The organism is Cohnella sp. GCM10012308 (genome assembly GCF_042649185.1).
Lineage (GTDB): Bacteria > Bacillota > Bacilli > Paenibacillales > Paenibacillaceae > Cohnella.
On record NZ_JBHRYU010000036.1, the window covers coordinates 22,223 to 48,798 of the forward strand.

Consider the following 26,576-nt stretch of genomic DNA (forward strand, 5'->3'; position numbering starts at 1 on the left):
GTGGAATGCTAATGGCACATCGTCGTTCGCTCGTTGAATCCTTTCTGCTCTACGGAACCCTGGCAATCGGCAGCCTCATTATGTTTTATCCGTTTTTGTTTCAATTGCTGGCGTCCTTGGGTTCGTCAAGCGATTATTACGAGACCTTGATCGTACCGATTCCGACGGAATGGCATTTGGAAAGGTATGTCCGCTTGTTTAACGATACGGTTCTATACAAGCTTTTTCTGAACACCTTATTTCGTACGGTCTGGTTTGTTTTTATGACAGGCTTCCTGGCGCTCATGGTCGGCTACATTTTTTCCAAGCTGCGATTCAGAGGTAGAAATGGCGTATTTCTCGCTTTGCTCGTCCTGATGATGATTCCATCGACCGTAACGATCATTCCCACCTATTTGTTGTTCGCGCGTTGGCCGCTGGCGGGCGGCAACAATTGGCTCGGCCAAGGCGGCCACGGGATGATCGATAGCTGGGGAGCGCTGCTTGTAGGCGGGCTTTTCGGTTATATCACCCTTTATTGCATCTTTCTGATGAAGCAAATGCTGGATTCGCTTCCTTACGATTATGAGGAGGCGGCCCGTATGGACGGAGCCGGCGTTTTTGTTCGCATTTTTTTAATCTACATGCCGATGGTCAAGCCTATTTTAGTGGCCGGAGCCATTATCACTTTCGTAACCGTTTGGAGCGATTATTTCTGGCCGATGATCGCCATTAATCATTTAGATAAACAAATGATCGCCGCAGGCGTCACGATGCTGTTGACGAAGCAATTTCAAACCGGTCAGGCCCCGGATTATCCCGCTATTTTTGCGCTGGCGACGATTACGATGATGCCGCCCATTCTGGTTTATTTATGGCTGCAAAAATATTTCGTGCAAGCATTTGCGATGACCGGCGTAAAAGGATAGACATGTGGTCGCTTTGCTATCATTCGATTCAGTAGGAGTGGATTTTTAATGATCGGCCAAGAAGATCATAAAGACAGCTTTCATTTTATTTCGCATACGCATTGGGACCGCGAATGGTATATGCCCTTTGAGAACCTCCGATTCAGGCTCGTTCGACTCATCGACAATTTGATGGATCTGCTGGATAACGATCCTCATTTTAGCTATTTTCATTTAGACGGTCAGACGATCGTGCTTGAGGATTATTTCGCGATCAGACCCGAGCAGAGGTCGAGACTGGAGGCTTTTATCCGGCAAGGGCGCATTTTAATCGGGCCCTGGTACCAACAAAACGACCTGTTCCTAACCAGCGCAGAGTCCACGGTGCGCAACTTGATCGAAGGAATCCGGATGTCCAGGGCGCTTGGCGGCGAAATGAAAATCGGTTATTTACCGGATCATTTCGGCTTAATCGGTCAAATGCCGCAAATTTTGAATCAAATCGGTATCGATAATTCGATATTCGGACGCGGCTACGACTATGAAAAGCATAATAGTCCGTACGCGCGATGGAAGTCCCCGGACGGCAGCGAAGTGCTGGGGATCCTGATGACGCATTGGTACAATAACGCGCAGCGATTGCCGGAAGACCCGGACGAGCTGGACGGCAATTTCCGGCTCATGAAGGATCGCGAGGAAAAGGTTAATCCGGTGCCGCATTATCTCATGATGAATGGCGTCGACCATCTGGAAGCGCAGGAAAACTTGTCGCATGTGCTTGATCAATTACGCAGGATGTTTGGCGACGAAAGCAATATGATCCATGACAATTTGCCGAATTACGTTAAAACCGTCCAACGGTATTTAGCCGACCATTCTACGATTCCTGTTCCCGTTATTCAAGGCGAGCTGCGCGAGAGAGTCGATTATGCGATATTGGGCGGCACGTTATCCAGTCGCCTCTATATTAAGCAAGCGAATGTAGAATGCCACGATTTAATTGAAAAGTGGGCGGAGCCGCTCTCTGTCTGGTGTGCGTTAAAGGGTTTGGACGATTACGATTCCGATTATTTCCGTTACCTTTGGAAGCTTTATATGGAAAACCATCCGCACGACAGCATTTGCGGCTGCAGCCAGGATGCGGTGCACGATCATATGATGGATCGCTTTGTTTCCGTCAAAGAAATTGCCAATGCCATTATCGATAAAAAGCTTACAACAATCGCGAAACAAGTCAGTGCGGAAGGCTACGACAAGGGCGATCAGAAGCTATTGGCAGCCAATACCTCGCAAGTAGAAAGCAGCGTAACGTTAAAGACCGTCGTTTACTTTTTGGAAGAGGATCATGTCGACAGATTTTGCATTGAAGATGAATCGGGACGCTCTATTTCTTATCGAATCGCGGAAACCAAGCCGAGCCGGCTTCATGTCATAAGTCCGATCAATCTGCCGGGCGTATTATCGGTTCGCAGGTATGATATCGAGCTGCAAGCGGTCGTCCCGCCGATGGGTTATCGAACCTACCGGATTCGTGCCCATACGGACGGTCATGTCGTCGAGGATATCAATCGCGCTGAGAGCGCCTCGACCGGATGGCCTCAATTGGAAAACGATAAGCTTAAAGTAGAAGTGCAGCCCAATGGCTCGTTTACGATAACCGATAAAGAAACGGGGCTAACGACGCCTAATTTAGGGCAATTCGAGGATTCGGGGGATCGCGGCGATTTGTACGTGTACACATCGGTAAGCGGCGAGGCGAAGAAGCTGTGGGAAGGCGATATTCAGGTGGTGGACGTCCTATCCAATGACCTGTACGAGGAATGCACATACCGCTTTGTCTGGGAGCTCCCCGTTGCTTTGACTGAAGATTACACGGCGCGTCAAGCTGAGCTTGTTCCATGTACATTTCAAGTTACCCTGCGCCTGGACAAGTCGTCGTCTCAACTGAATATTCAAGTCGACATGGACAACCGGGCGAAGGATCACCGCATCCGTTACATCTGCACGCTGCCTGAAAAGGTGGCCGAGGTGTGGGCGGGAGGACAATTCGATGTCGTACGGCGGGCTTGGGATGAAGGCAAAGAATTCGGCCGGGATTGCAACGCGCAGCCTTTCTGGAAATGGGTGGCGCCTCTGCAATCGCGCGGAGGACTGGCGTTATTCGGAAAAGGCACGCACGAATATGAAATGATGGACGACGAGCGCAGCATTGCCGTAACCTTGCTGCGGTGTGTCGAGAATATCAACATCCGCGAGTCGGTCGCGCTGGAGACGGACATTCAAGCGAAAGGGCAATGCATCGGCAAGCACCGGATCGACCTGGCGATACGCCCGTTTACAAGCGAAACGGCAACCCGATTATATGCGGAAGCCGAGCTGTTCCATCAAGGATTGAGAACGAAAGCTTGTCCTGTAAATGACGCCAGGTGGGAGCAGGGCAGGGCATGGGTTCAGGACTCGGAGCTGACGGGAACCTTCACAAGGCCCGACCCGAACAAGGATAGGCCGCCCCTTGAGCAAAAGCATTCGTTTGTAGAAATAACGGGTACGGCTTTAGTTTCGGCAATCAAATGGGCGGAGGATCGGTCGGGTCCCGTCATTCGCGTTTACAATGTGGAGCCGACCGCATCCGATTTAACGGTGTCCCTCAGCGGCGCCTTCAATACGATGGAGCTTACGAATTTATTGGAAGAGCCGCAAGCCGACGCCGTTCGCTACGAGGAAGCTGCAGCTAGGACCGTCGGAGCTAAAAAAATAGAGACGTTCAAATTTACGACGCGGCCCCTGGTCTAGCGGGCGAAGATAGGTGCAAGGGCGTACAGCAGGGACGCATTGTAGGGATTGACAGTTTCGTCCTTTTTCGACCATAATGAGGGAAATGATCGGGGAAGCACCCCGCAGAGCGCGCGATGGATCGCGGCGCTTTGCGGGGTATTTATTTTAGGGGGGATTAGAGATGAGTGAAAAGAAAAACGGCGACAGCGGCAAGGTCAAGGAGACCCACGGCACTTATTTCATTGACGAACGCTACGAGATCATCGGCGGCGTACGGTACGACTTCCTCACTTCGCCGAAGTTCGTGCATCAGGAAATATTGGGGCAGCTTCATCTGGCGTTCCATGCGTCCTGCGCACAGGATGGGGTGATTCTGCTCGCGCCGCTGGACGTCCACTTCGACAAGGACAATATTTTGCAGCCGGACTTGCTCTATATTAGCCGGACGCGCAGCGACATCATCCGGGACGGTTATGTTTATGGCGCGCCGGACCTGGTCGTCGAGATTTTGTCCGACAGCACGGCGCGCAACGACAAGACGATTAAGAAAGGGACCTACGAGCGGTTCGGCGTCGCCGAATATTGGCTGGTCGAGCCCGAGTACCGGCTGGTCGATCAGTTCGTGCTGACCGAAGGCGAGTACCGGCTCGTCAAGACCTGGACGGCGGAGGATGAGATCGTCTCGTCGGCCATGCCTTGCCTGGCGGTGAATTTATCCGAAGTATTTCGACATACGGTTTAGTCGGGCTTGACCGCGCCGCTGGCACGGATTTCCGCGTTGTCCCGGGCCTTGCTTCTATAGTAGAGTTAGGTCCATCAGATACCGGGGAGAAGCAACCAGATCATGCACAAGTCCGCTTTATCGCAGCTCATCATATCGATGGCCATATTCGGCTCGGTCGGCTTCTTTTCTTCGCGAACGGGCCTGCCGGCCGTGGAATTGGTATTTGTCCGCTGCGTTTGCGCCTTCGCCATTCTGCTGGCGGCCTGGCTGCTCACCGGCAGCTTCAGGCGGGAGCGATGGGATGCCCGCGAGACGCTGATCGTCATCGCGTGCGGCGTCTCCAACCTGCTCAATTGGGTGTTCCTGTTCACCGCGTTCCGGCTCATATCCGTGACGATCGCGATCTCGCTCTATCATCTCGCCCCGATTCTCGCGCTGATCGCGGGCGGCCTGATTTTCCGGGACAAGCTCGGCAGGACGGCGGTTTTCGCGCTGGCTGGCTGCTTCGCAGGGACGATGCTCATCATGGGAGCGGGTTTCGAGGGCACTGCGCCTAGCTGGAAAGGCATGCTCTGCGGCGTACTGGCGGCCATCTTCTACGCGGCGACGATGCTGCTGGGGAGAAGCGTTCGGCAGACGAGCGTGTACGCGACAACTTTTATCCAGATGGCGATTGGCATGGCGCTCCTGCTGCCGTTCGTGCATTTCAATGCTTACGCCGGCCTCGTCCGCAGCGAGTGGATTTACGCCGTCGCGACCGGCATCGTCCATACCGGCGTCGTGTACCTGCTCTTCTTCGGCAGCATCCGCCGCCTCCCGTCGCCGACCGTCGCGGTATTCGTTTTCGTCGATCCGGCCGTCGCTATCCTACTCGATGTCTTGGTAAACGGCTTCCGGCCGGACGGCCTGCAGACAGCGGGAATTCTGCTTTTATTCGGCAGTCTGCTCGCGGCATTCGCGATTCCGATGAGGAGGACGGCGCGGCCGCAGGCGAAACTTTAGCCAAAGAGCCGGCGTTCTCTGCTATACTCAGCTTTAAATCATTAGAGAGCGAACAGGAGGAGGATCGCCGGCATGGCGCAAGCGCATCACAGACCCGAGCTTTTTCGCAGCAGAGGCCTTAGCGATTCGGGCAAGGTTTCATTTATCGAACTGTTTTTCGATTTGATTTTCGTATTCGCCGTCACGCAGCTGTCCCATTCGCTGCTCGAGAACTTCACGTGGATGGGCGCGCTGCATACGGCTATGCTGACGATGGCCGTCTGGTGGGCGTGGAACTACACGACCTGGGTCATCAACTGGCTGAGTCCCGACGCACTCCCGGTGCGCATTATGCTGTTCGCGCTTATGCTGGTCGGCTTGATCATGTCCACCTCGATACCCGAGGCGTTCGAGCATGCCGGCCTGTACTTCGGCATCTCATATGCCGCGTTCCAGATCGGGCGCACCGCCTTCACCGTATGGGCGCTCGGGCACGGCGCGCCGGTCAATCAGATCAATCTGGTGCGCATCCTGTGCTGGCTCATTTTGTCGGGCGTCTTTTGGGTCGCGGGCGGGACGCAGGAGGACGAGATCCGGCTCGCGCTCTGGGGCGTCGCGCTGCTGATCGATTATGTCGCCCCTTCCCTTGGCTTCTGGGTGCCGAGGATCGGCCGCTCCACGGCCGCGGACTGGGCGGTCGAAGGCGCCCATATGGCGGAGCGTGCAGGGCTGTTCATTATTATCGCGCTCGGAGAGTCCATTATCGTCATGGGCGCCACCTTTGCGGGCCTGGAGAGAAACGCGGAGACGGTGCTGGCATTCCTCGTCTCGTTCTTGGGCACGGTGTCTATGTGGTGGATTTACTTCGAGACGACCTCGCGCATCGGCCATCACTATATCGTGAACGCGAGCGTCCCGGGACAGCTGGCCAGAGCGGCCTATACGTATACGCACCTGCTGTTGGCAGGAGGTATCGTGCTGTCGGCCGTCGCGGACGAATTTCTGCTTGCGCACCCGACAGGGCATCTGGAGTCGGGCGTCGCCTTGGTTATATTGGGTTCCCCGGCCCTCTATTTGCTAAGCAACGCGATCTTTATATGGATCGTGTCCCGCATGTTCGCCGTACCGCATGCGACGGGACTCGCCGCGCTGGCCGTACTCGCGCTGTTCTCGCACTCGCTAACGCCGCTGGCGCTGTCGGCTTCCGCCGTCATCGTTCTGATCGCGGTCGCCGTATGGGGCAGCCGGTTTTCCAACCGGTTGTGCACGCTCGTGCCCAAGCATCATCACGCCTGAGCTAGGCGTTTAAGCAATTAGCCGCCTGCGCCATCCGAATGGATGGTCCTGGCGGTTTTTTGTGCGAAACAAAAACGCAGGGAAGCGAGTCTGGACGGCGCAGTTGGTCTCATATAGAGCAACCAACCCTGCAGGACGCCGCCACGTCGCCGGAAGTCCCAATTAGAAACAAACCAGACTAGAGGAGGCCGCCACGTCGTAGGAAGTCCCAACTAGAAAAAAACTGCCCTCTCGGATATAGCCACATCGCCGGAAGTCCCAACTAGAAACAAGCAAACCCTCGAGGACGTCGCCACATCGATGGAAGTCCCAATTAGAAACAAGCAAACCCTCGAGGACGTCGCCACATCGCCGGAAGTCCCGATGAGAAACAAACCTGCCTACCATGATGCCGCCACGTCGCCGGAAGTCCCAATTAGAAACAAGCAAACCCTCGAGGACGTCGCCACATCGATGGTAGTCCCAATTAGAAACAAACCTGCCCTCCATGATGCCGCCACGTCGCCGGAAGTCCCAATTAGAAACAAGCAAACCCTCGAGGACGTCGCCACATCGATGGAAGTCCCAACTAGAAACAAGCAAACCCTCGAGGACGTCGCCAAGTCGCCGGAAGTCCCAATTAGAAACAAACCAAGCCTCGAGGACGTCGCCACGCGCTAGAACTCCCAACTAGAAACAAGCCAAGCCTACGCGAAAATAGAGCCTCCCCAAAATCATTAAAAGGGGTGTTGACAAAATGCTCGAAATCAATTATCTTTAATTCAAGACATAAACGCAGCAAACAAACAAAAGCAAAACGAACCAAAATAATCGAACCAATCTAAACCAAACAAACGGCGAAATGAGGAATGACGAATGACCGGCACGACGGAGATGAAGCTGGCGATGAAGACGAGGCTGATGCAGCAGCAGCAAGGCAAGGGATGGCGCGAACCGATTTAGAATATCAAGTTTTCGCCGGTCTAATATCTTTAATTAAAGAAAATTAAAATAAACATTTTGAGGGAGAGAATTATCATGATGGATACGGGATTGCTGATCATTCGAATCGTTGTAGGTTTGTTGTTCGTAGGGCATGGGGCTCAGAAGCTGTTCGGGATGTTCGGCGGCTACGGCCCGAAGGGAACGGGCGGCTGGATGGAATCGGTCGGCATCAAGCCGGGCGTCGCGATGGCCGTCATCGCGGGTCTCATGGAGTTCCTCGGCGGCGCGTTGTTCACGGTCGGCCTGCTGACGCCGGTCGCCGCGGTCCTGATCGCGCTCGCCATGATCGGCGCAATCAAAGTCCACGCACCCAACGGACTATGGTCGACCGCCAATGGCTACGAATATCCGCTCGTCATGCTCGCCATCGCGATCGGCGTCGCGCTGACTGGCGCAGGCGAATACTCGCTCGACAACGTGTTCAACTTATTCTAATCGACTAAACCAAACGAGCATTTCCTAACATAAACGAGGAGTGATTCAATCATGACTACCATCCAAACCGCAGGTATCCACCATATTACCGCATTCGCCAGAAATCCGCAGGAAAACGTCGACTTCTATGCCGGCGTCCTGGGCCTCCGGCTCGTCAAGAAGACGATCAACTTCGACGCACCGGAAGTGTACCACCTCTACTTCGGCGACAAGGACGGCAGCCCCGGCACGATCATTACCTTCTTCCCGCATCCCGGCTCCCGCAAGGGCAAGGTTGGCGGCGGCCAGGTCGGCGTGACGACTTATGTCGTGCCGGTCGGCGCCCTGGCTTTCTGGGAGCAACGTCTCGCAAGCTTCGGCATCTCGTTCGAGAAGACGTCGCGCTTCGGGGAAAGCTTCGTACAGTTCGAGGACAACGAAGGTTTGCGCCTGGAACTCGTCGAACGGGAAGGCGGCGCCAACAGCGAATGGTCGTTCGGCGGCATTACGGCCGACAAGGCGATCAAGGGTTTCGGCGGCGCGATCCTGTTCAGCGCAAACGTCAAGCAGACCGGCGCGGTCCTCGAGCATGTGCTCGGCATGACCCGCATCGGCGAAGAGGATGGCTATACGCGCTTCCAGGCATTTGGCGACATCGGCAACATCGTCGACGTACCGACGTCCGACATTCCGTGGGGGACGCCTGGCGCAGGCACGATCCACCATATTGCCTGGAGATCCAAGGACTTCGAAGAGCACGTGCAATGGCAGCAGCAGGTCAGCGAAGCCGGCTTCTATCCGACGGAGGTCATCGACCGCCAATACTTCAACGCCATCTATTTCCGCGAGAGCGGCGGCATTCTGTTCGAGATCGCCACGGATCCGCCCGGGTTCGCGAACGACGAGCCTGCGGAAACGTTGGGCGGCAAGCTGATGCTCCCATCGTGGTACGAGCTGCACCGCGAACAGATCGAAGCGAACCTGCAGCCGATCGAAGTGCGCGAATTAATTCCCGAGGCTCTTCAAACCGACCGCAATTCGGTGTAAATTGTAGAGGTAAGAGAAAGTAACATCACTTTATTCATAACGGAGGGTAAGCATGGGCAAAATAGCGGTATTCGGATTCGGACGCATCGGCAGGCAGCTGCTCAGAGTCGCCCTTCAAGACAATTTGTTCGTACCGGTATCGATCTCGGACATCAAGGACGAGGCCACGCTGGCAGCGCTGTTCGAGGTCGACACTAACTATAAAAGGTGGCCAGAGGCGGTATCCGGCGGCGAAGGCAGCATCGTCATCGGCGGCCGGGACATCCAGTACATCAACTCCGCAAGCGAGGTGCCGGACTGGCAGGCGCTCGGCGTGGATCTGGTCATCGATTGTACCGGCCGTGCCGTCACGCGTTCGGTCGCCCAGGTTCATCTGGACCGCGGCGCCAAGCGCGTGCTCGTCAGCGGCCCGAGCAAGACGCTGGACGATTGCGACGCGGTGCTGCTGAAGGGGATCAATCTCGACCACTTCGATCCGGACAAGCACAAGATCATCAGCATGGCGAGCTGCACGACCAATGCGCTGGCTCCGGTCGTCAAGCTGGTTCGCGAGAACTTCGGGATCAAGCACGGCCTGTTCTCGACCGTCCATTCCTACACGAACACCCAATCGCTGACGGATCAGCCGATGAAGGATCGTCGCGATTCTTGGGCGGCTGCGGAGAACATCATTCCGTCGTCCTCCGGCGCGGCCAAGGCGCTCAAGTTCATCTGGCCGGATCTTCAGATCACGGGCAAGGCCTACCGCATTCCAACCCGGACCGGCAGCATCGCCGAGCTCAACCTGATCACCGAAAAGCCGGTTACCGCGCAGGAGATCAATGACATGTTCCGCGCCGCGGCGGCCGAAGGCGAGCTCAAGGGCGTGCTGGACGTGCTCGAGGGCGAGTGGGCATCCTCGCGCATCGTCGGCGATTCGCATTCGTCGATCATCGACCTGCCGCTGACGCAGGTGCAGGGCGACATCGTGTCGATCGCGGCCTGGTACGACAATGAATGGGGCTACGCCTCGAGACTCGCCGAGGTCGCGGCATACCTCGCCAATCGCTAACGCAATGAAGGGACGGCCGGCCAGTCAGCCGGTCGTCCTTTTCTACGGGGGCGGATCGCCGGAGTCGTTCGTTTGCCGTGCCGGTTGAATAACTGCATTTATACATTTATTGTCTATCGAAAAGCAATGCTTGTTGAAATAAATGCAAATATGCAGGCAAATTGGATGAAAACGATGATTATCCGGGCGGCTAGCGGAAAAAGATGCATATTTGCATCTTTGCTCTCTTAATCGGTCCGTACCATCGAGAATAGATGTATGTATGCAGGTTTTTAACTTCAGTCTAAGAGGAGGCGTATGGATGAAAAAGATCGGCATTATCGTGGGGAGTCTGAGGGAGCAGTCGTACAATCGCATGATCGCGGCCACCGTGCCGGAGCTTGGCCTGGAGGAAGAGGCCGCTTACGAATACATATCGATCGCGGATTTACCTTTGTACAACGCGGATCTCGACACGGGCGACGGCCCCGAGGCCGTACGTCTGTATCGGGAGGCGATCCGCGGCGCGGACGGGCTGCTCATCGTGAGCCCGGAGTACAATTCGGGCATCCCCGGCGTGCTGAAAAACGCGCTGGATTGGGCATCCACGCCGACCCGTACGGCTGCGCTGATTCACAAGCCCGTCGGCATCGTCGGCGCGACGCCGGGGCCCAAGGGCACGATCCTGTCTCAGCAGCAGATCCGGCAGACGCTGGAGGCGACGCAAGCTTGGGTACTGCCTTTTCAGAAAATGTACATCTCTCAGGCCATGGACAAAGTGGACGCCGAGCGCGGCCGCCTGACGGACGAAACGACGCTCAAGTATTTGAAGCGGTACGTCCAGACGCTGCTTGGTTGGATCGATCAGTCGGAGGAATTGAAGTAACTCGCCGTATAACAGGATTGTCGATTCAGGTCAGCCAGGAAGCTCTGGTTGGCCTGTTTTTTTCGTTCTGTTGCCATGTGCTTGGAATCGACTACCATCTTCGTAAAATCACGCCTTATAGCGAAGCGGAATGCCTCACTATAATAAAGCTGTACTTGAAGATAAGTAAGGGAGAAGGGAGGCTAACCGCGCGATTGTAAACCGCAGCAGTCGGCATGAGGATCGGTTCGTTATCAATTGTAACCGCTATCATTTTGCTTGAGAATCAAGCATCGGCTCCAATCCAACTTCGAGGAGGACTATAATGCGACACAAGCACGCAGCATGGGCGCTCGCCCTTATTTTGCTGATTACCGGATGGATCTCGGCCGCCGGTTCCTTTACTCCCGCGTTCGCGGCCGGAGGAGCGAATCTGACGATCGGCAAGACGATTACGGCGAGCGGCCAATCGCAGACGTATGCGCCGGACAATGTCAAAGACGGCAACGCAAGCACCTATTGGGAGAGTACGAATAATGCCTTTCCGCAATGGATTCAGGTCGACCTGGGCGCGAGCGTCAGTATCGACCAGATCGTGCTGAAGCTGCCGTCCAACTGGGAAACGCGCACGCAGACGCTGGCCGTTCAAGGCAGCGCCAACGGTTCAACGTTTGCCAACATCGTGGGTTCTGCGAACTATACGTTTAATCCGGCCGTTGCCGGCAACGCCGTCACGATCAACTTCACGGCGACGTCCGCCCGGTACGTTCGTCTGAACGTGACCGCCAACACGGGCTGGCCGGCGGCACAGCTGTCCGAGTTCGAGATCTACGCTGCGGCCGGCGCGACGCCCACTCCGACGCCTACGCCGCCTTCGGGTACGTATCAGGCGGAGTCCGCTGCGCTCTCGGGCGGGGCTAAGGTGAACACCGATCACGCGGGCTACGCGGGAACGGGCTTCGTCGACGGCTACTGGACGCAGGGGGCCGCGACAACGTTCACGGTCAACGCCGCTGCGGCGGGCAGCCGGAACGTTACGCTGAAATATGCCAACGCAAATGGCGCCGCCAGAACGCTGTCCGTCTACGTGAACGGCGCCAAGATCCGTCAGACCACGCTCGCGAGTCTGGCTAACTGGGACACCTGGGGCACGCAAACGGAAGCCTTGACCTTGAACGCCGGCAGCAATACGATCGCCTACAAATACGATGCCGGCGATTCCGCCAACGTGAATCTGGACCAGATCGCGGTCGATGCGGGCACGTCGCCGACAGCCACCCCGACCGCAACCCCAACGGCTACGCCAACGGCAACCCCGACGGCAACCCCGACGGCGACGCCGACCGCAACGCCGACGGCCACGCCAACCGCGACGCCGACAGCAACGCCAACGGCTACGCCGCCACCGGGCGGCAACATCGCAATCGGCAAGCCGATCGTCGCATCCTCCAATACCCAATCCTTCGTGGCGACCAACGCGAACGACAACAACACCGCCACGTACTGGGAAGGCGGCGGCAATCCGAGCACGCTGACGCTCGACTTCGGCGCCAACCAAGATATCACGTCCATCGTGCTCAAGCTCAATCCGGCGACGGAGTGGGGCGCGCGCACCCAGACGATCCAGGTGCTCGGCCACAATCAGAACACGACAACCTTTTCGAACCTGGTCTCCTCGCAAACCTACACGTTTAATCCGGCATCCGGCAACACGGTGACGATCCCCGTGACGGCGACGGTGAAGCGTCTGCAGTTGAACATCACGGCGAATACCGGCGCGCCAGCCGGGCAAATCGCAGAATTCCAGGTGTTCGGCACGCCGGCGGCCAATCCCGACCTGACGATCACGGGCATGTCCTGGTCGCCGGCCTCGCCGATCGAGACCGATGCCCTCACGCTGAACGCGACCGTTAAAAACATCGGCAGCGCAGCATCGGCTGCGACGACGGTCAACTTCTACCTGAACGGCGATGCCGCCGGTACCGCGCAGGTAGGCGCCTTGACCCCAGGCGCTACGGCGAACGTATCCGTGAACGCAGGCGCCAAGAACACCGCGTCCTATACGCTCTCGGCGAAGGTTGACGAGAACAACGCCGTCATCGAGCAAAATGAAGCGAACAACAGCTATACGAATGTCGCGCCGCTCACGGTAGCGCCGGTTTCGAGTTCGGATCTGGTCGCCTCGACCGCGTGGTCGCCGGGCACGCCGACTGCGAACAGCGCCGTCACCTTCACGGTCAATCTGAAAAACCAGGGCACGATCGCCTCGGCCGGAGGCGCGCATGCGATCGCGGTCGCCATTAAAAACGGAGCGGGAACGACCGTCCAGACGCTAAACGGTTCTTACAGCGGCGCGCTGGCCGCGGGCGCTTCCGTCAACGTCGCCGTCCCGGGCACGTGGACGGCAGTTAACGGCAGCTATACGGTGACGACGACCGTCGCCGCGGACGGCAACGAAGTCCCGACCAAGCAGGCCAACAATGCGAGCACGGCCAACCTGACGGTCTACGCGGCGCGCGGCGCCAGCTTGCCTTACTACCGTTACGACACGGAGGACGCGACGAGAGGCGGAGGCGCCACGCTGCAGGCAGCGCCGAACTTCGATCAAGCGCTGATCGCTTCGGAGGCGTCCGGCCAGAAATACGTGGCGCTGCCGACAAACGGATCCTACGCGCAGTGGACCGTGCGCCAGGGACAAGGCGGCGCAGGCGTCACGATGCGGTTTACGATGCCCGACTCCGGCGACGGCATAGGCCTGAACGGCGCGCTTGACGTCTACGTCAACGGGACGAAGGTTAAGACGGTATCGCTCTCGTCTTACTACAACTGGCAGTACTTCTCCGGCGACATGCCGGCGGATGCGCCAGGCGGCGGAAGACCGCTTTTCCGCTTCGACGAGGTGCACTGGAAGATGGATACGCCGCTTGCGCCGGGCGACACGATCCGGATTCAGAAGGGCAACGGGGACAGCCTGGAATACGGCGTCGACTTCCTGGAGATCGAGCCGGTACCGGCGGCGATCGCCCGTCCGACCAATGCCGTGTCGGTGACCGACTACGGCGCTGTGGCGAACGACGGACAGGATGATCTTGCGGCGTTCAAATCCGCGGTGACGGCCGCCGTCGCTGCAGGCAAGACGCTATACATCCCCGAGGGTACGTTTAACCTGAGCAGCATGTGGGAGATCGGCTCGGCCAGCAGCATGATCAACAACCTGACCGTGACGGGCGCGGGCATCTGGCATACGAACATCCAGTTCACGAATCCCAACGCGGCAGGCGGCGGCATCTCGCTGCGCATTTCCGGCAAGCTCGATTTCAGCAACGTGTACATGAACTCCAAGCTCCGGTCGCGCTACGGTCAAAATGCGATTTACAAAGGCTTCATGGATAACTTCGGCTCGAACTCCACGATTCACGACGTCTGGGTCGAGCACTTCGAGTGCGGCTTCTGGGTCGGCGATTATGCGCATACCCCGGCGATCTACGCGAACGGGCTGACGATCGAGAACAGCCGCATCCGCAACAACCTGGCCGACGGCGTCAACTTCGCCCAGGGTACGAGCAATTCGATCGTCCGCAACAGCAACCTGCGCAACAACGGGGACGACGCGCTCGCGGTCTGGACCAGCAACACGAACGGCGCGCCGGCCGGCGTGAACAACACGTTTTCCTACAACACGATCGAGAACAACTGGCGCGCGGGAGGCATCGCCTTCTTCGGCGGCAGCGGCCACAAGGCCGACCACAACCTGATCGTCGACACGGTCGGCGGCTCCGGCATCCGCATGAACACCGTGTTCCCGGGCTACCATTTTCAAAATAATACCGGCGTCGTATTCTCCGACACGACGATTATCAACAGCGGCACGAGCCAGGACCTGTACAACGGCGAACGGGGCGCGATCGATCTCGAAGCGTCGAACGACGCCATCCGCAACGTGACGTTCACGAACATCGACATCCTCAATACACAGCGCGACGCCATCCAGTTCGGCTACGGCGGCGGCTTCGAGAATGTCGTGTTCAACAACATCAACATCAACGGCACGGGGCTCGACGGCGTGACGACGTCGCGGTTCTCCGGACCGCACCAAGGGGCCGCGATCTACACCTATACCGGCAACGGCTCGGCGACGTTCAACGGCCTGACGACGAGCAATATCGCTTATCCGAGCCTGTATTACCTGCAGACGGGTTTTAATCTGACGATTCATTGATCGGCAAAAGATAGGAAAAGCTCGCCCCTTCGCAAGGCCCTATTGGCCAAGTGGGGGCGAGCTTTTTGTATATGCACAGCCGCAACCGCAATATTACTCGAACTGCAGCACGACCATCTGGTGGCACTCGACCACCGGGACCGTATAACTAATCGCGCCATCGTGCGCCGTAAACGGCACCTCCGTCATCTGCGGCGCCAGATAGACGCTGTCCACCGGACGGTCGGTGCGCACCGTGCATGCGACGTCATAGATTGGAATCACGTCTTCGACGATCTCGACATTTCGACCGCGGCGGACAGGCGAGGCGTACAGCAGATGGTGAACGAGACGGCGATGGGCCGGTTGCTCCTGCAGGGTCGTCACGCCCTGCGCGGGCAGCGAGGTCGCGAGCGTCGGGGCGGCGAGCAATCGTCCTAGCGCGTAGTCCACCATCTGGCGCAGCACGAGATTGCCATGCTCTGCATAGGCGCCGAAGACGTTCCAGGCGATATAGATGCCCGCGTCGTGCTCGATCATGCCGGGCTCGCGGCTGCTCTTGTCGTTCGGCGTATGGAGGTGGGACGAGAAGGAGAATGCATCCCGGTTAAAGTAAGGGTTCTCGCGGAAGCCGAGCACCTGGCCGCCGTCGGCTTCGATGCGCTGGCCTTCGCCGTACATGACAGCCGATGCGCCTTCGCTCGGGCCGAACGGACCCGCGGGTACGAAGTAGTCCGGACGGTACGGATTGGCGCCGACCCAGCGCGCGCCAAAGTCGAGGGCGAAGCCGGATCCGTCCGAACGCAGGCCGGCGCTTCCCGTTGCGAGTATCCGCCCGCCCTGGCCGACATAGGCAGCCAGCTTCGCTTCGATCTCGGCGTCGGCCGGAATCAGATCCGGCAGGATCAGCACGGGATAGGCCGTCCAATCCGACTGCAGGTCCACGATGTCGAACAGCCTGTTGGTCTCCAGCAGCATCCGGGCCGCGCCCTTATCTGCGTCTGCGACGTTGCCGCCAACGCCGCGGAAACGGCCCGAAGCCTCGATGCCAAAGACGGCGATGTCAGCCACATTGACCGTATCCGCGCACCAGGCTTCTTTGGCCTCCACTTCCTTGTACGCCTCGCCGATCAGCCGGTATGTCGCCTCGTCCATCAGGCCGTCCGGATGAAGCTGGTCTCCGACGGAGCAGCCGGCGCCGTTCGCCAAGCTCAGTGCCGTCTCGTACCGCAGGGCGTTCGGATGCTTGTAGCCGCCGAATTCGCCCCAGGATAGATGGAACTTGCCCGTCATGCCGAGAAACGGACGGCCGAGCTGCTGGACGTATCGCGCTGACAGCGGGAAATGGTCGTAACCCCAGCCGCCGGTCGGCAGGGACTCCAGCTCCAGGTGGTGCGTGTTCAGGAGGGCCAATTCCCGTCTGCCCTGGGGAATATGACCGCCGTTGTGGAACACCGAGAGCTCCGGGCGATACTTATGGACGGCCTCGTTCGTGCGCTCCGCATAACGAAGGTAGGTGCGCTCCCATAGCGGCCGCATCGCGCTCTCGTCGCGAGGATCGATGCCTTCTGCGCGCGCCGATCGGATGCAGAACTGGCAGTAGCATTTGCGGATGCCGACGATGTCGAGGAAGATCCCGTCCGCGTCGTACTCCTGCACGACCTCCTCAATCTGGGCGACAAGGGTGTCGAGATAGGGCGTGTTCATGCAAAACTCGTGATAACCCGGCGTGAGAAAATCGGGCGCCCATTGCGTCGACTCGTCTGCGCGGCGCACCAGCCATTCCGGATGGACGCGGGCGAGCTTCTCGTCGAGGCCTGCCGACAGATAGACCGGCGTCTTGACGCCGATCGCGTGCGCAGCTTCGATCTGCGCGCCGAGCAGATCGAACGAGAGGTGCGGATGCATTTCGTTGGCCGTCGTCGGATGGTAGGCCCACCCGTGATGGCATTTGGAAAATACGGTGATCGAATCGACGTGCCCAAGCTTAAGCATGTCCTGGAACTGCTGCGCCGAGAACGACGAGCCGATGCCTTCGATGAGCTCGGACGTATGAAAATCCAGATGCACTTGACGAAGTCTCATAAAATAACCTCCCGCGAAACGTTCTGTTTGCTATCAGTGTAAAGCGTTTGCACGCCGGCCGATAGTTATAGGAACGACAACCTCTAGCACAAAAACGACTTTTCGGATTATGATTAGCACAAGCCGCGAAGCGCGAGGAGGGACGAGATGGATTGCATACAGTGGCAAGTGCCGCCGATGCCGCAGCTGGTGACGGCGGGGCATGGAACCTGGCGTCCGGGAATGCAGCATTTCCGGCGTTCCTTCGATCTATACGACATTATTTTCGTGAAGTCAGGTTGTTTGTATATGGAGGAGGACGGCGTGGAATACGCGATCGGGCCTAACCATCTGCTCGTACTGGAGCCAGGAAAGGTGCACGAGGGAGTTCGGCCGTGCGAGATGCCGACGGAGCTGTATTGGTTCCACGTCAAGCACGATTCCGGACACCGGCTCGTTAATTCAGACGAGATCCCATGGTCGCTCGCGCTGCGCAAAGGCACGGACAAAGATCTTCAACCGGGCATGCAGCCTGTTTATATTCCGAAGTCCGGGGCGTTCAGGATGGACGAAGCGTGGCCGGCGCTGGACCGGCTGGTGAAGCTGCACGACAGGCTGACGGTCGATGCGGTATGGCGTCTGCAGGCGGCGTTCGTGCAGCTGCTGTCCGTCATGCAGCAATTCGTCCGGGGCGCGGCAACCGAGACACGCACGAGCAGGCTGGCCGAAGAGGTATCCGCGTACTTGCGGCACACGGCCTTCGAACCCTTCGACATCGAAGCGCTCGAGCGCGAATTTCATTTTCACCCGGATTATATCGCCCGGTGCATGAAACGCCACACCGGCATGAGCCCGGTCGAATACGTGCGTCACGTCAGGGTGGACCGGGCGCGCAGGCTGCTCGAGCGCTCGCCCGAGCTATCCGTGAAGCAGGTCGCGGAGGCCGTCGGGATCGCGGATCCGAATTATTTCGGCCGCCTGTTCCGCAAGGACACGGGGATGTCGCCCGCGGCGTACCGAAGGCTGCATGCCGGCTACGCGTAGAGTGCGCCCTGACTGCCATTCGACGTAATTCGAAGTTTTTCAAGCGCGATAGCGCCGATGTACCCAGCTTTCAGTCGCATGCCTGAATCCTCCTCCCCTCTTTCTCCCCTTCTCCTCCCCCTTTTTTCACAGGGGTCTCACCCCCGAAAGGGGGATTTTTTTATCCTATTAATCGTTCTATAGTTGGGGGGATAGAATGCGAGGAGGACTATATGCTTACGAACAGGTCATCGAAATTACTAGTCGGATTGCTATTGATATGTATGCTCGTCGCACCATTCGGTTCCGCTTTTGCGGCCAGCGCGCAGGCGACTGCTTCTGTGTCGGACATCCGAGGCCACTGGGCGGAGGACGAGCTGACGGATTGGATAAACAGGGGGCTTGTGCAGGGCTATCAAGACGGAGCGTTCAAACCGAATCAATCCATTTCCAGAGCCGAATTCATCGCTCTGGCTAATCGCGCGTTCGGTTTTACGGGAAAGTCGGATGTGGCATTTGCCGACGTAAGCGCGACAAGCTGGGTTTATCCCGAAGCGGCCGCAGCGGTTGAAGCCGGATACATTACAGGCTATGCGAACGGAACCTTCGGACCGGACAAGCCGGTTCAGCGGCAGGAAGCGGCTGTCATGCTCAGCCGCCTGCTGAACCTGCAAGCGAAGGACGGCGCAACGGTCTCCGACTTTAAGGATGCGGACCGCATCGGCAGCTGGAGCAAGGCGGCGGTCGGGCAAGTCGTCGAAGGCGGTCTCATGAAGGGCTACGGCGATGCGAGCTTCAAGCCGGCGGCAGCCATGACGCGTGCGGAGGCGGTCGTCCTATTGGATCGCGCCCTCAAGTCGCGTACGATCGCGTATGACGTTCCCGGCACGTACGGCCCGGAGACCGGCGTTGAGACAATCAACAAAAACGTTGTTGTCAATACGGCCGGCGTCACGCTGCAGAACATGGTCATCAATGGCGACCTGCTGCTCGGCGAAGGCATCGGCGAGGGCGACGCCGTCCTGAACCAAGTTACGGTGAAGGGGCATGTCACCGTACAGGGTGGCGGCGAGCACAGTATTCACTTTAACAACTCGACGCTTGTCGACATCATTATCGACAAGACATCCGGGACGGGCATCGTTCGAATTGTCTCGGAGGGATCCACGACCGTGGCGCTCGTCAAGGTGAATACGCCTGCGACGCTTCAAGAAGTAGACGCTACAGGCACTGGCTTCGGGGATATCGATATGAGCGCTAGTTTGCCTGCAAATTCAAAGGTGACGCTGATCGGCTCATTTAATACGATCAACGTCAGTTCGCAGCAGATTCAAGTGGACGTGCCGGAGGGAACGGTGGTTGAGTCGCTCGTTCTGAACGCGATCGTCAAAGTGCTGGGTCAAGGGACGATCGTGCTGGCGACAGTGAACACGGCGGGCACGACGTTTGAAAAACCGCCTGAGCAGACACAGACATCTGCCGGAGCGACACCTACACCGTCACCGACGCTTGCACCGACTGGCGGAGGCGGAGGCGGAGGAGAGACGGCGACGCCAACAGTTGCGCCGAGCGCGACGCCTACGCCGAGCGCAACGCCAACGGCGACACCGAGCGCAACGCCGAGTGCGACACCGAGCGCAACGCCGAGCGCAACGCCAAGTGCGACACCGAGCGCAACGCCGAGTGCGACACCGAGCGCAACGCCGAGCGCAACGCCAAGTGCGACACCGAGCGCGACGCCGAGTGCGACGCCGAGTGCGACGCCGAGTGCGACACCGAGTGCAACGCCGAGTGCGACGCCGACGCTGTCTCCTGACGAGGCCATTGCGGAAGCCAAGGCGGCACTGACCGCGGCATCCATCCTGGGCGACAATGACGTACTGTCAGCGATCACGTCCGAGCTGACGCTGGAAACGTCTGGCGTGCAAGGCACGACGATCGCCTGGAGCTCGGACAGTGCGACGATCGACGCGGCCACCGGCCAAGTAAAGCGCCCGAGCTTCACGGCGGGCGACGCCACGGCGACGCTGACCGCTACTATTACGAAGGCTGGCGGCACGACGGCGACGAAAACATTCGCGCTCACGGTGCTTAAGCTTGACGAGACCGCGGACGAAGCGATCGCGGCAGCCAAGGCGGCACTGACTGCGGGGTCCATCCTGGGCTATGATGATACGCTGTCAGCCGTCACGTCCGATCTGACGCTGGGAACGTCCGGCGCGCACGGTACGACGATTTCCTGGAGTTCGGACAGTGCGGCGATCGACGCGGCCACCGGCCAAGTAAAGCGCCCGAGCTTCACGGCGGGCGACGCCACGGCGACGCTGACCGCTACTATTACGAAGGCTGGCGGCACGACGGCGACGAAAACATTCGCGCTCACGGTGCTCAAGCTGGGCGAGACCGCGGACGAAGCGATCGCGGCAGCCAAGGCTGTTCTGACTGCGGCAACCATCTTGGGCAACAATGACGCACTGGATGCGATTACGACCGACCTAACGCTGGAGTCGTCCGGCACGCACGGCACGACAATCGCCTGGAATTCGGACAATGCGGTGATCGACGCTTCCACCGGCAAAGTAACGCGCCCGAGCTTTACTGCGGGCGACGTCACGGCGACGCTGACCGCGACGATTACGAAGGCTGGCGGCACGGCGGCGACGAAAACATTCGCGATCACGGTGCTCAAGCTCGACGAGACCGCGGACGAGGCGATCGCGGCAGCTAAGGCTGCTCTGACTGCGGCAACCATCCTGGGCGATAATGATACGCTGTCAGCCGTCACGACCGACCTGACGCTGGTGACGTCCGGCGCGCAAAGCACGACAATTGCCTGGAGCTCGGACAGTGCGGCGATCGACGCTTCCACCGGCAAAGTAACGCGCCCAAGCTTCACGGCGGGCGACGTCACGGCGACGCTGACCGCGACGATTACGAAGGCTGGCGGCACGACGGCGACGAAAACATTTACGATCACGGTGCTCAAGCTCGACGAGACCGCGGACGAGGCGATCGCGGCAGCTAAGGCTGCTTTGACTGCGGCATCCATCCTGGGCGACAATGACGCACTGGATGCGATTACGACCGACCTGACGCTGGCGACATCCGGCGCGCACGGCGCGACGATCGCCTGGAGCTCGGACAGTGCAGCAATTGACGCGGCCACCGGCCAAGTAACGCGCCCGAGCTTCACGGCGGGCGACGTCACGGCGACGCTGACCGCGACCATTACGAAGGCTGGCGGCACGACGGCGACGAAAACATTCGCGCTCACGGTGCTTAAGCTGGGCGAGACCGCGGACGAAGCGATCGCGGCAGCCAAGGCTGTTCTGACTGCGGCAACCATCTTGGGCAACAATGACGCACTGGATGCGATTACGACCGACCTAACGCTGGAGTCGTCCGGCACGCACGGCACGACAATCGCCTGGAATTCGGACAATGCGGCGATCGACGCTTCCACCGGCCAAGTAACGCGCCCAAGCTTCACCACGGGCGACGTCACGGCGACGTTGACCGCGACCATTACGAAGTCTGGCGGCACGACGGCGACGAAAACATTCGCGCTCACGGTGCTTAAGCTTGACGAGACAGCGGACGAAGCGATCGCGGCGGCCAAGGCGGCACTGACCGCGGCATCCATCCTGGGCGACAATGACGCACTGGATGCGATTACGACCGACCTGACGCTGGCGACATCCGGCGCGCACGGCGCGACGATCGCCTGGAGCTCGGACAGTGCAGCAATTGACGCGGCCACCGGCCAAGTAACGCGCCCAAGCTTCACGGCGGGCGACGCCACGGCGACGCTGACCGCGACCATTACGAAGGCTGGCGGCACGACAGCGACGAAAACATTCGCGCTCACGGTGCTTAAGCTTGACGAGACCGCGGACGAAGCGATCGCGGCAGCTAAGGCGGCACTGACTGCGGGGTCCATCCTGGGCGACAATGACGCACTGTCAGCGATTACGACCGACCTGACGCTAGGAACGTCCGGCGCGCACGGCACGACGATTTCCTGGAGTTCGGATAATGCGGCAGTAGATCCGGAGACGGGAATCGTCACGCGTCCGAACAACGCAGCGGGCGATGTCGAAGTGACTTTGACGGCTGTCATTTCCAAGGAAGACGGCACTGCGCTTACGCAAACGTTTATCGTCATCATCAAGAAAGACGGGCTTCCGGCGATCCTGAGCGCATCCAAAGACTATTACCTTTGGTATAACATTAACGACACGACGACGGCGTTGTACATTCAGGTGGACGGCATCGATGCGAGTCACACGTACTTGAAGGATATCAGTGTCTGGAACGCAGACTTGGCCGAGTACAAGACGTCCGCCCAGATGATTGCGCTGCTGGAATCGGCGGAATCGACGGACGGCACGGGTCGCCGACTGTCGAGCGTGGCCACGATCACTGACATCGGAGGCCGATTCCAGATCACGACGAAAAGCAAGTCGCCGGCTTCGATGATCAGGGTTTATTACAATAGCAGCTGGTGGCCAACCGCCACTTATGGTTCAACGTTAACTGGCTTCACGAATAATCAGAGCACGGTAGATTCCGCCATCGCGGCGGCCGCTTCCGCCTTGACGGACAGCGTGATCCGCGGAGCCAACGCGGCGATCGGCAACGTGACGACTGCGTTGACGCTGCCGACGACGGGCGAGCAGGGTACGACGATCTCCTGGAGCTCGAATATGCCGTCCGTGATCGCGACGGACGGAACGGTCGTGCGTCCCGCCTACGGTATGGGCGATAAGACTGTTATTCTGACCGCAACATTCCGCAAAGATGGCGGGACAGAGCAAACCAAAACGTTTACGGTTATCGTGCGCAAGCTCGATCAGACGGCGGACGAGGCCATTGCGGCCGCCTACGCGGCGCTTGATGAAGATACGATTCTAGGGTTCAATCCGGACTTGGACGCCGTAACTTCCGCGCTTGATCTGGCGACATCCGGCGCGGCGGGGACGACAATATCCTGGAGCTCGGACAGTCCGGCAATCAATGCGAGCACGGGTTCGGTTGCGCGTCCGTCCTACAACAAGGGCAATGCGAATGCGACGCTGACGGCGACGATATCCAAGACCGGCGGCACGAGTTTGACCAAGACGTTCACCGTAATCGTGGTCAAGCAGGACGAGTCGGCGGATGACGCAATAGAGACTGCGCTCGAGTCACTCGCAGCCGGTGCTATTCTGGGCGAAAACGTAAGCCAGTACGACATAACGACGAATCTTGAGCTGCCGACAAGCGGTGCAAGGGGCACGACAATCGTCTGGCGTTCGGACGATGCGGCGATCGATGCGGCGACGGGCGCGGTGACGCGTCCCGGCTATCTCAAGGGCGATCTAATCGTGCATCTCACGGCGACAATCTCCAAGGCGGGAGGCACGGATGCCTCCAAGACGATCGCCGTCACGGTGCTTAAGCTGGAAGAGACGGCTGACGATATCGTCACGGCCGCTGCAAGCGCGCTGACGGCGGAATCGATTCGGGAAGACAACGTTGCGCTGTCGTCCGTCAAGACGACGCTGAATCTGGCAACGAACGGTCTAGGCGGCACGACAATCTCCTGGAGTTCGGACAGCTCCGCCATCGATGCATCTACGGGCATGGTGACGCGGTCGGCGTTTGGGGCGGGAGATGCCGTGGTGAATTTGACCGCTACGATCTCGCTGGTGGGGGCAGCAGATCAGACCAAGGTGTTCCACATCACCGTAAAGGCTGTCGATCCGTCCGTACAGGAAGCGATCGCGGCCGACGCAGCCTCGCTTGCAGGCGCGATCATTCAAAATAACCCGTCCTTGAGCGCGGTGACGACAGCCCTTCATCTGGCGGCGACAGGCACATACGGGACGACGCTCACTTGGAGTTCGAATAACGCGGCGATTGACGCGGTTACGGGAGAAGTGACGCGCGCGGCCTTTACAGCCGGCGATACGGCAGTGACTTTGACCGCAGTCGTCTCGAAGGAAGGGGGCACGCCGCAGACGGTCACGATTCCGGTTACGGTGCTGCGTGTCGATCCGACCGACGACGAAGCGATCGCTGCTGCATACGCGGCGCTTACTGCGGATTCGATCCGTCTCGCCAATACGGGACTGGGTGACGTTAGGACGAATCTTGATCTTAGCACGTCGGGAAAATACGGAACGACGATCGCATGGAGCTCGGATGAAGCGGCGATCGACGCGGCGACAGGCAGCGTTACGCAGCCGGCCCATAGCGAGTCGGATATCGAGGTCAGCCTGACTGCGACTATCACGAGAGCGGACGGGGCCTCGCAATCCAAGACTTTTACCGTCACTGTCAAGCGTGTCGGTCTGCCGGCAGTCGTGGTCGGCAACGCCAATTATTATCTAAATTACAACATCAACGATTCTACGACGGTATTGTACTTCCGGGTCGATGGCACGGATGCCAGCCATACGTATATGGCCGTGCTCGAGGTATGGAACGGCGAGGACCCTTATCGCAATTCCGGTCAAATGATCGACTTGTTCAACAATGCGACCGCAATAGACGGCAGCGGCAAGAAGCTGTCCGAGGTGGTCGACGTGTCGGAATCGGGCGGGCGCTTCGTCTTCACGACGAAGAGCAAATCCGCGGCATCCTCGCTTCTGCTCTATTATAATAGCAGCTGGTATCCGACGGCGACTTACGGCAAGACCTTGACGGGTATCGAGAACAATCAGAGCGCTAACGGTACGGATTGAGTCACTGAGATAACCAAAGAGGACGAAACGGGGATTGACCCGCTTCGTCCTCTTCGCGTATGCAGTGATTTTTGTCCATTGAAATTCCTTGTTGGACGCGCTTTTGGACCCTCAATTTCCTCAAAGCCGCCGGTATTCCGCACCCGGATGCGTATCCGCCAACCGGGCTTCGCCCTTGCCGAACAGCCGCTCGCGCAAGGTCGATTCCTCGTAGCGTTCGCGGAACATGCCGCGTTTTTGAAGCTCCGGCACGACGAGATCGACGAAGTCCCGATGGCCGCCGGGCAGCACGTAGCGCTCCAGGTTGAAGCCGTCCACGCCCGTTTCCTCCACCCAATACTGCATGGCGTCCGCGATATCCTCCGCCGTGCCGGACACCGTGATGCCGCGGAATTCCTTGGATGCAAAGTTGTCCGCTACCTCACGCACGGTTTTCACGCCGCCGCTGTGCTTCGTATACCGCTCCGTATGCGTCCGGCCCTGCTCGGTATTCACATTGGTAAAAGGCGCGTCCGGATCGAGCGCCGACAGATCGATGCCCGTCGAGTTTTCGTAGGTCAGCAGCGCCGCCTCGCGGCTCGCATACTGTCTGTACGACGCCAGCTTAAGCTCGGCTTCCTCGCGCGTCCTGCCGACGACGGCCGACAGGCCGGTGAAAATCTTGATATGCTCCGGCCGTCTGCCGTAGCCTGCCGCCCTGCGGCGGATGTCCTGCACCTGCGCCCGCAGCGCCTCGACCGTCGGCGCCTTCAAAAACACGCCCTCGGCATGCTTGGCGGCGAAGTCCCGTCCCCGGTCCGAGCTGCCTGCCTGAAACAGCACGGGCGTCCGCTGGATGGACGGCTCGCTCGAATGAGCGGCGGTCATCTTGTAATAGGGGCCTTCGTGCTGCACGATATGCACCTTGGACGCATCCGCGTAGAACCGTCTATCCTTATCCGCTTGGACGGCGTCGTCCTCCCAGCTGCCCTCGAGCAGCTTGTAGCTGGCCGCCATGAACTCTTCGGCCTGCTCGTAGCGCTCATCGTGGGGCAGGATGCCGCTGCGCCCGAACGCCTCCGCGCCGCTGATCCCGCCGGTGGCGACCACGTTCCAGCCGATGCGGCCGCCCGTCAGATGGTCGAGCGTCGAGAACCGGCGCGCGTTGGGGAACGGCAGCTCGTAGACGGGAGACGCCGTCGTGACGAACGCCAGATGCTTGGTCGCAGCTGCCAGCGCGGGGATGAGCAGCATCGGATCGTTGGACGGCGCGTAGACCGCCTCCCGGTATGTCAGCTCCGTCTTGTGATTCGGATAGCCATAGGAGTCGGCGAAGAACATGAAGTCGAAAAGCCCGCGCTCCAAAATTTGCGCGAGCTCGATCCAGAAGGACAGCTCCTTGTACCTGTAGGACTGATTGTCCGGATGCGCCCACAAGCCCTGCGTCATCTGGTTCAGCGTATTAATATCGAAAATGCCCAAATGGATTTTTTTCATCCTCGTCCACCGATCCTTCCCAATCCGAATGCCTTGATCTTCACTCGGAATTCATGTCATTAACTAGAGAGGATAGAGGACCGC

At 58.8% G+C, this 26,576-nt stretch carries 16 protein-coding genes; 14 read left to right on the forward strand and 2 right to left on the reverse strand.

Annotation, left to right across the window (positions count from 1 at the left end; translation table 11 throughout):
* Window positions 1-11 precede the first annotated feature (11 nt).
* The 12 genes from ACFOTD_RS28535 to ACFOTD_RS28590 all read left to right on the forward strand — a co-directional run bounded on the left by ACFOTD_RS28535 (window position 12) and on the right by ACFOTD_RS28590 (window position 15,222).
* Window positions 12-908, forward strand: coding sequence for a carbohydrate ABC transporter permease (locus tag ACFOTD_RS28535; protein WP_378123357.1), 897 nt, complete (start codon window positions 12-14; stop codon window positions 906-908).
* Window positions 909-956: 48 nt separating this feature from the next.
* Entirely contained in the window at window positions 957-3,680 is a 2,724-nt protein-coding gene (locus ACFOTD_RS28540) for an alpha-mannosidase (protein ID WP_378123358.1), read from the forward strand.
* Between the two features lie 163 nt (window positions 3,681-3,843).
* Window positions 3,844-4,404: a Uma2 family endonuclease gene (locus ACFOTD_RS28545; RefSeq protein WP_378123359.1), complete on the forward strand. Its 561-nt coding sequence runs from the start codon at window positions 3,844-3,846 to the stop codon at window positions 4,402-4,404.
* Between the two features lie 102 nt (window positions 4,405-4,506).
* Window positions 4,507-5,388 (forward strand): DMT family transporter, encoded by an 882-nt coding sequence (locus ACFOTD_RS28550; RefSeq protein WP_378123360.1) that lies wholly within the window; start codon window positions 4,507-4,509, stop codon window positions 5,386-5,388.
* Between the two features lie 72 nt (window positions 5,389-5,460).
* Entirely contained in the window at window positions 5,461-6,663 is a 1,203-nt protein-coding gene (locus ACFOTD_RS28555; protein WP_378123361.1) for a low temperature requirement protein A, read from the forward strand.
* 300 nt (window positions 6,664-6,963) lie between these two features.
* Window positions 6,964-7,323: a hypothetical protein gene (locus tag ACFOTD_RS28560; protein WP_378123362.1), complete on the forward strand. Its 360-nt coding sequence runs from the start codon at window positions 6,964-6,966 to the stop codon at window positions 7,321-7,323.
* Between the two features lie 188 nt (window positions 7,324-7,511).
* Complete coding sequence (locus ACFOTD_RS28565) at window positions 7,512-7,652, forward strand: hypothetical protein (protein WP_378123363.1); 141 nt, start codon at window positions 7,512-7,514, stop codon at window positions 7,650-7,652.
* Between the two features lie 28 nt (window positions 7,653-7,680).
* Window positions 7,681-8,082, forward strand: coding sequence for a DoxX family protein (locus ACFOTD_RS28570; protein WP_378123364.1), 402 nt, complete (start codon window positions 7,681-7,683; stop codon window positions 8,080-8,082).
* A 51-nt stretch (window positions 8,083-8,133) separates the two neighbouring features.
* Complete coding sequence (locus tag ACFOTD_RS28575) at window positions 8,134-9,108, forward strand: ring-cleaving dioxygenase (protein WP_378123365.1); 975 nt, start codon at window positions 8,134-8,136, stop codon at window positions 9,106-9,108.
* 52 nt (window positions 9,109-9,160) lie between these two features.
* Entirely contained in the window at window positions 9,161-10,159 is a 999-nt protein-coding gene (locus ACFOTD_RS28580) for a type I glyceraldehyde-3-phosphate dehydrogenase (RefSeq protein ID WP_277566432.1), read from the forward strand.
* A gap of 301 nt (window positions 10,160-10,460) precedes the next feature.
* Window positions 10,461-11,024, forward strand: a complete 564-nt coding sequence (locus ACFOTD_RS28585; RefSeq protein ID WP_378123366.1) for an NADPH-dependent FMN reductase — start codon at window positions 10,461-10,463, stop codon at window positions 11,022-11,024.
* 304 nt (window positions 11,025-11,328) lie between these two features.
* Window positions 11,329-15,222, forward strand: a complete 3,894-nt coding sequence (locus ACFOTD_RS28590) for a discoidin domain-containing protein (RefSeq protein WP_378123367.1) — start codon at window positions 11,329-11,331, stop codon at window positions 15,220-15,222.
* Between the two features lie 93 nt (window positions 15,223-15,315).
* Here the strand turns inward: ACFOTD_RS28590 and ACFOTD_RS28595 are convergent, their stop codons facing one another.
* The gene (locus ACFOTD_RS28595) at window positions 15,316-17,286 is read right to left on the reverse strand and encodes a beta-galactosidase trimerization domain-containing protein (RefSeq protein ID WP_378123368.1); all 1,971 of its coding nucleotides are present in this window, start codon (window positions 17,284-17,286) and stop codon (window positions 15,316-15,318) included.
* 147 nt (window positions 17,287-17,433) lie between these two features.
* Between ACFOTD_RS28595 and ACFOTD_RS28600 the strand changes: the two genes are divergently transcribed.
* Both ACFOTD_RS28600 and ACFOTD_RS28605 read left to right on the forward strand, forming a co-directional pair.
* Window positions 17,434-18,309 (forward strand): AraC family transcriptional regulator, encoded by an 876-nt coding sequence (locus tag ACFOTD_RS28600; protein WP_378123369.1) that lies wholly within the window; start codon window positions 17,434-17,436, stop codon window positions 18,307-18,309.
* Between the two features lie 320 nt (window positions 18,310-18,629).
* Window positions 18,630-25,016: an immunoglobulin-like domain-containing protein gene (locus ACFOTD_RS28605; RefSeq protein WP_378123370.1), complete on the forward strand. Its 6,387-nt coding sequence runs from the start codon at window positions 18,630-18,632 to the stop codon at window positions 25,014-25,016.
* A gap of 120 nt (window positions 25,017-25,136) precedes the next feature.
* Here ACFOTD_RS28605 and ACFOTD_RS28610 read toward each other — a convergent pair whose 3' ends face one another.
* Window positions 25,137-26,492, reverse strand: a complete 1,356-nt coding sequence (locus ACFOTD_RS28610) for an LLM class flavin-dependent oxidoreductase (RefSeq protein WP_378123371.1) — start codon at window positions 26,490-26,492, stop codon at window positions 25,137-25,139.
* Window positions 26,493-26,576: the final 84 nt, after the last annotated feature.

What these genes read in the sequence shown, in the direction of transcription:
- ACFOTD_RS28535 (WP_378123357.1), top strand. Translation starts at nt 12, where the DNA reads ATGGCACATCGTCGTTCGCTCGTTGAATCCTTTCTGCTCTACGGAACC.
- ACFOTD_RS28540 (WP_378123358.1), top strand. Translation starts at nt 957, where the DNA reads ATGATCGGCCAAGAAGATCATAAAGACAGCTTTCATTTTATTTCGCAT.
- ACFOTD_RS28545 (WP_378123359.1), top strand. Translation starts at nt 3,844, where the DNA reads ATGAGTGAAAAGAAAAACGGCGACAGCGGCAAGGTCAAGGAGACCCAC.
- ACFOTD_RS28550 (WP_378123360.1), top strand. Translation starts at nt 4,507, where the DNA reads ATGCACAAGTCCGCTTTATCGCAGCTCATCATATCGATGGCCATATTC.
- ACFOTD_RS28555 (WP_378123361.1), top strand. Translation starts at nt 5,461, where the DNA reads ATGGCGCAAGCGCATCACAGACCCGAGCTTTTTCGCAGCAGAGGCCTT.
- ACFOTD_RS28560 (WP_378123362.1), top strand. Translation starts at nt 6,964, where the DNA reads ATGGAAGTCCCAATTAGAAACAAGCAAACCCTCGAGGACGTCGCCACA.
- ACFOTD_RS28565 (WP_378123363.1), top strand. Translation starts at nt 7,512, where the DNA reads ATGACGAATGACCGGCACGACGGAGATGAAGCTGGCGATGAAGACGAG.
- ACFOTD_RS28570 (WP_378123364.1), top strand. Translation starts at nt 7,681, where the DNA reads ATGATGGATACGGGATTGCTGATCATTCGAATCGTTGTAGGTTTGTTG.
- ACFOTD_RS28575 (WP_378123365.1), top strand. Translation starts at nt 8,134, where the DNA reads ATGACTACCATCCAAACCGCAGGTATCCACCATATTACCGCATTCGCC.
- ACFOTD_RS28580 (WP_277566432.1), top strand. Translation starts at nt 9,161, where the DNA reads ATGGGCAAAATAGCGGTATTCGGATTCGGACGCATCGGCAGGCAGCTG.
- ACFOTD_RS28585 (WP_378123366.1), top strand. Translation starts at nt 10,461, where the DNA reads ATGAAAAAGATCGGCATTATCGTGGGGAGTCTGAGGGAGCAGTCGTAC.
- ACFOTD_RS28590 (WP_378123367.1), top strand. Translation starts at nt 11,329, where the DNA reads ATGCGACACAAGCACGCAGCATGGGCGCTCGCCCTTATTTTGCTGATT.
- ACFOTD_RS28595 (WP_378123368.1), bottom strand. Translation starts at nt 17,286, where the DNA reads ATGAGACTTCGTCAAGTGCATCTGGATTTTCATACGTCCGAGCTCATC.
- ACFOTD_RS28600 (WP_378123369.1), top strand. Translation starts at nt 17,434, where the DNA reads ATGGATTGCATACAGTGGCAAGTGCCGCCGATGCCGCAGCTGGTGACG.
- ACFOTD_RS28610 (WP_378123371.1), bottom strand. Translation starts at nt 26,492, where the DNA reads ATGAAAAAAATCCATTTGGGCATTTTCGATATTAATACGCTGAACCAG.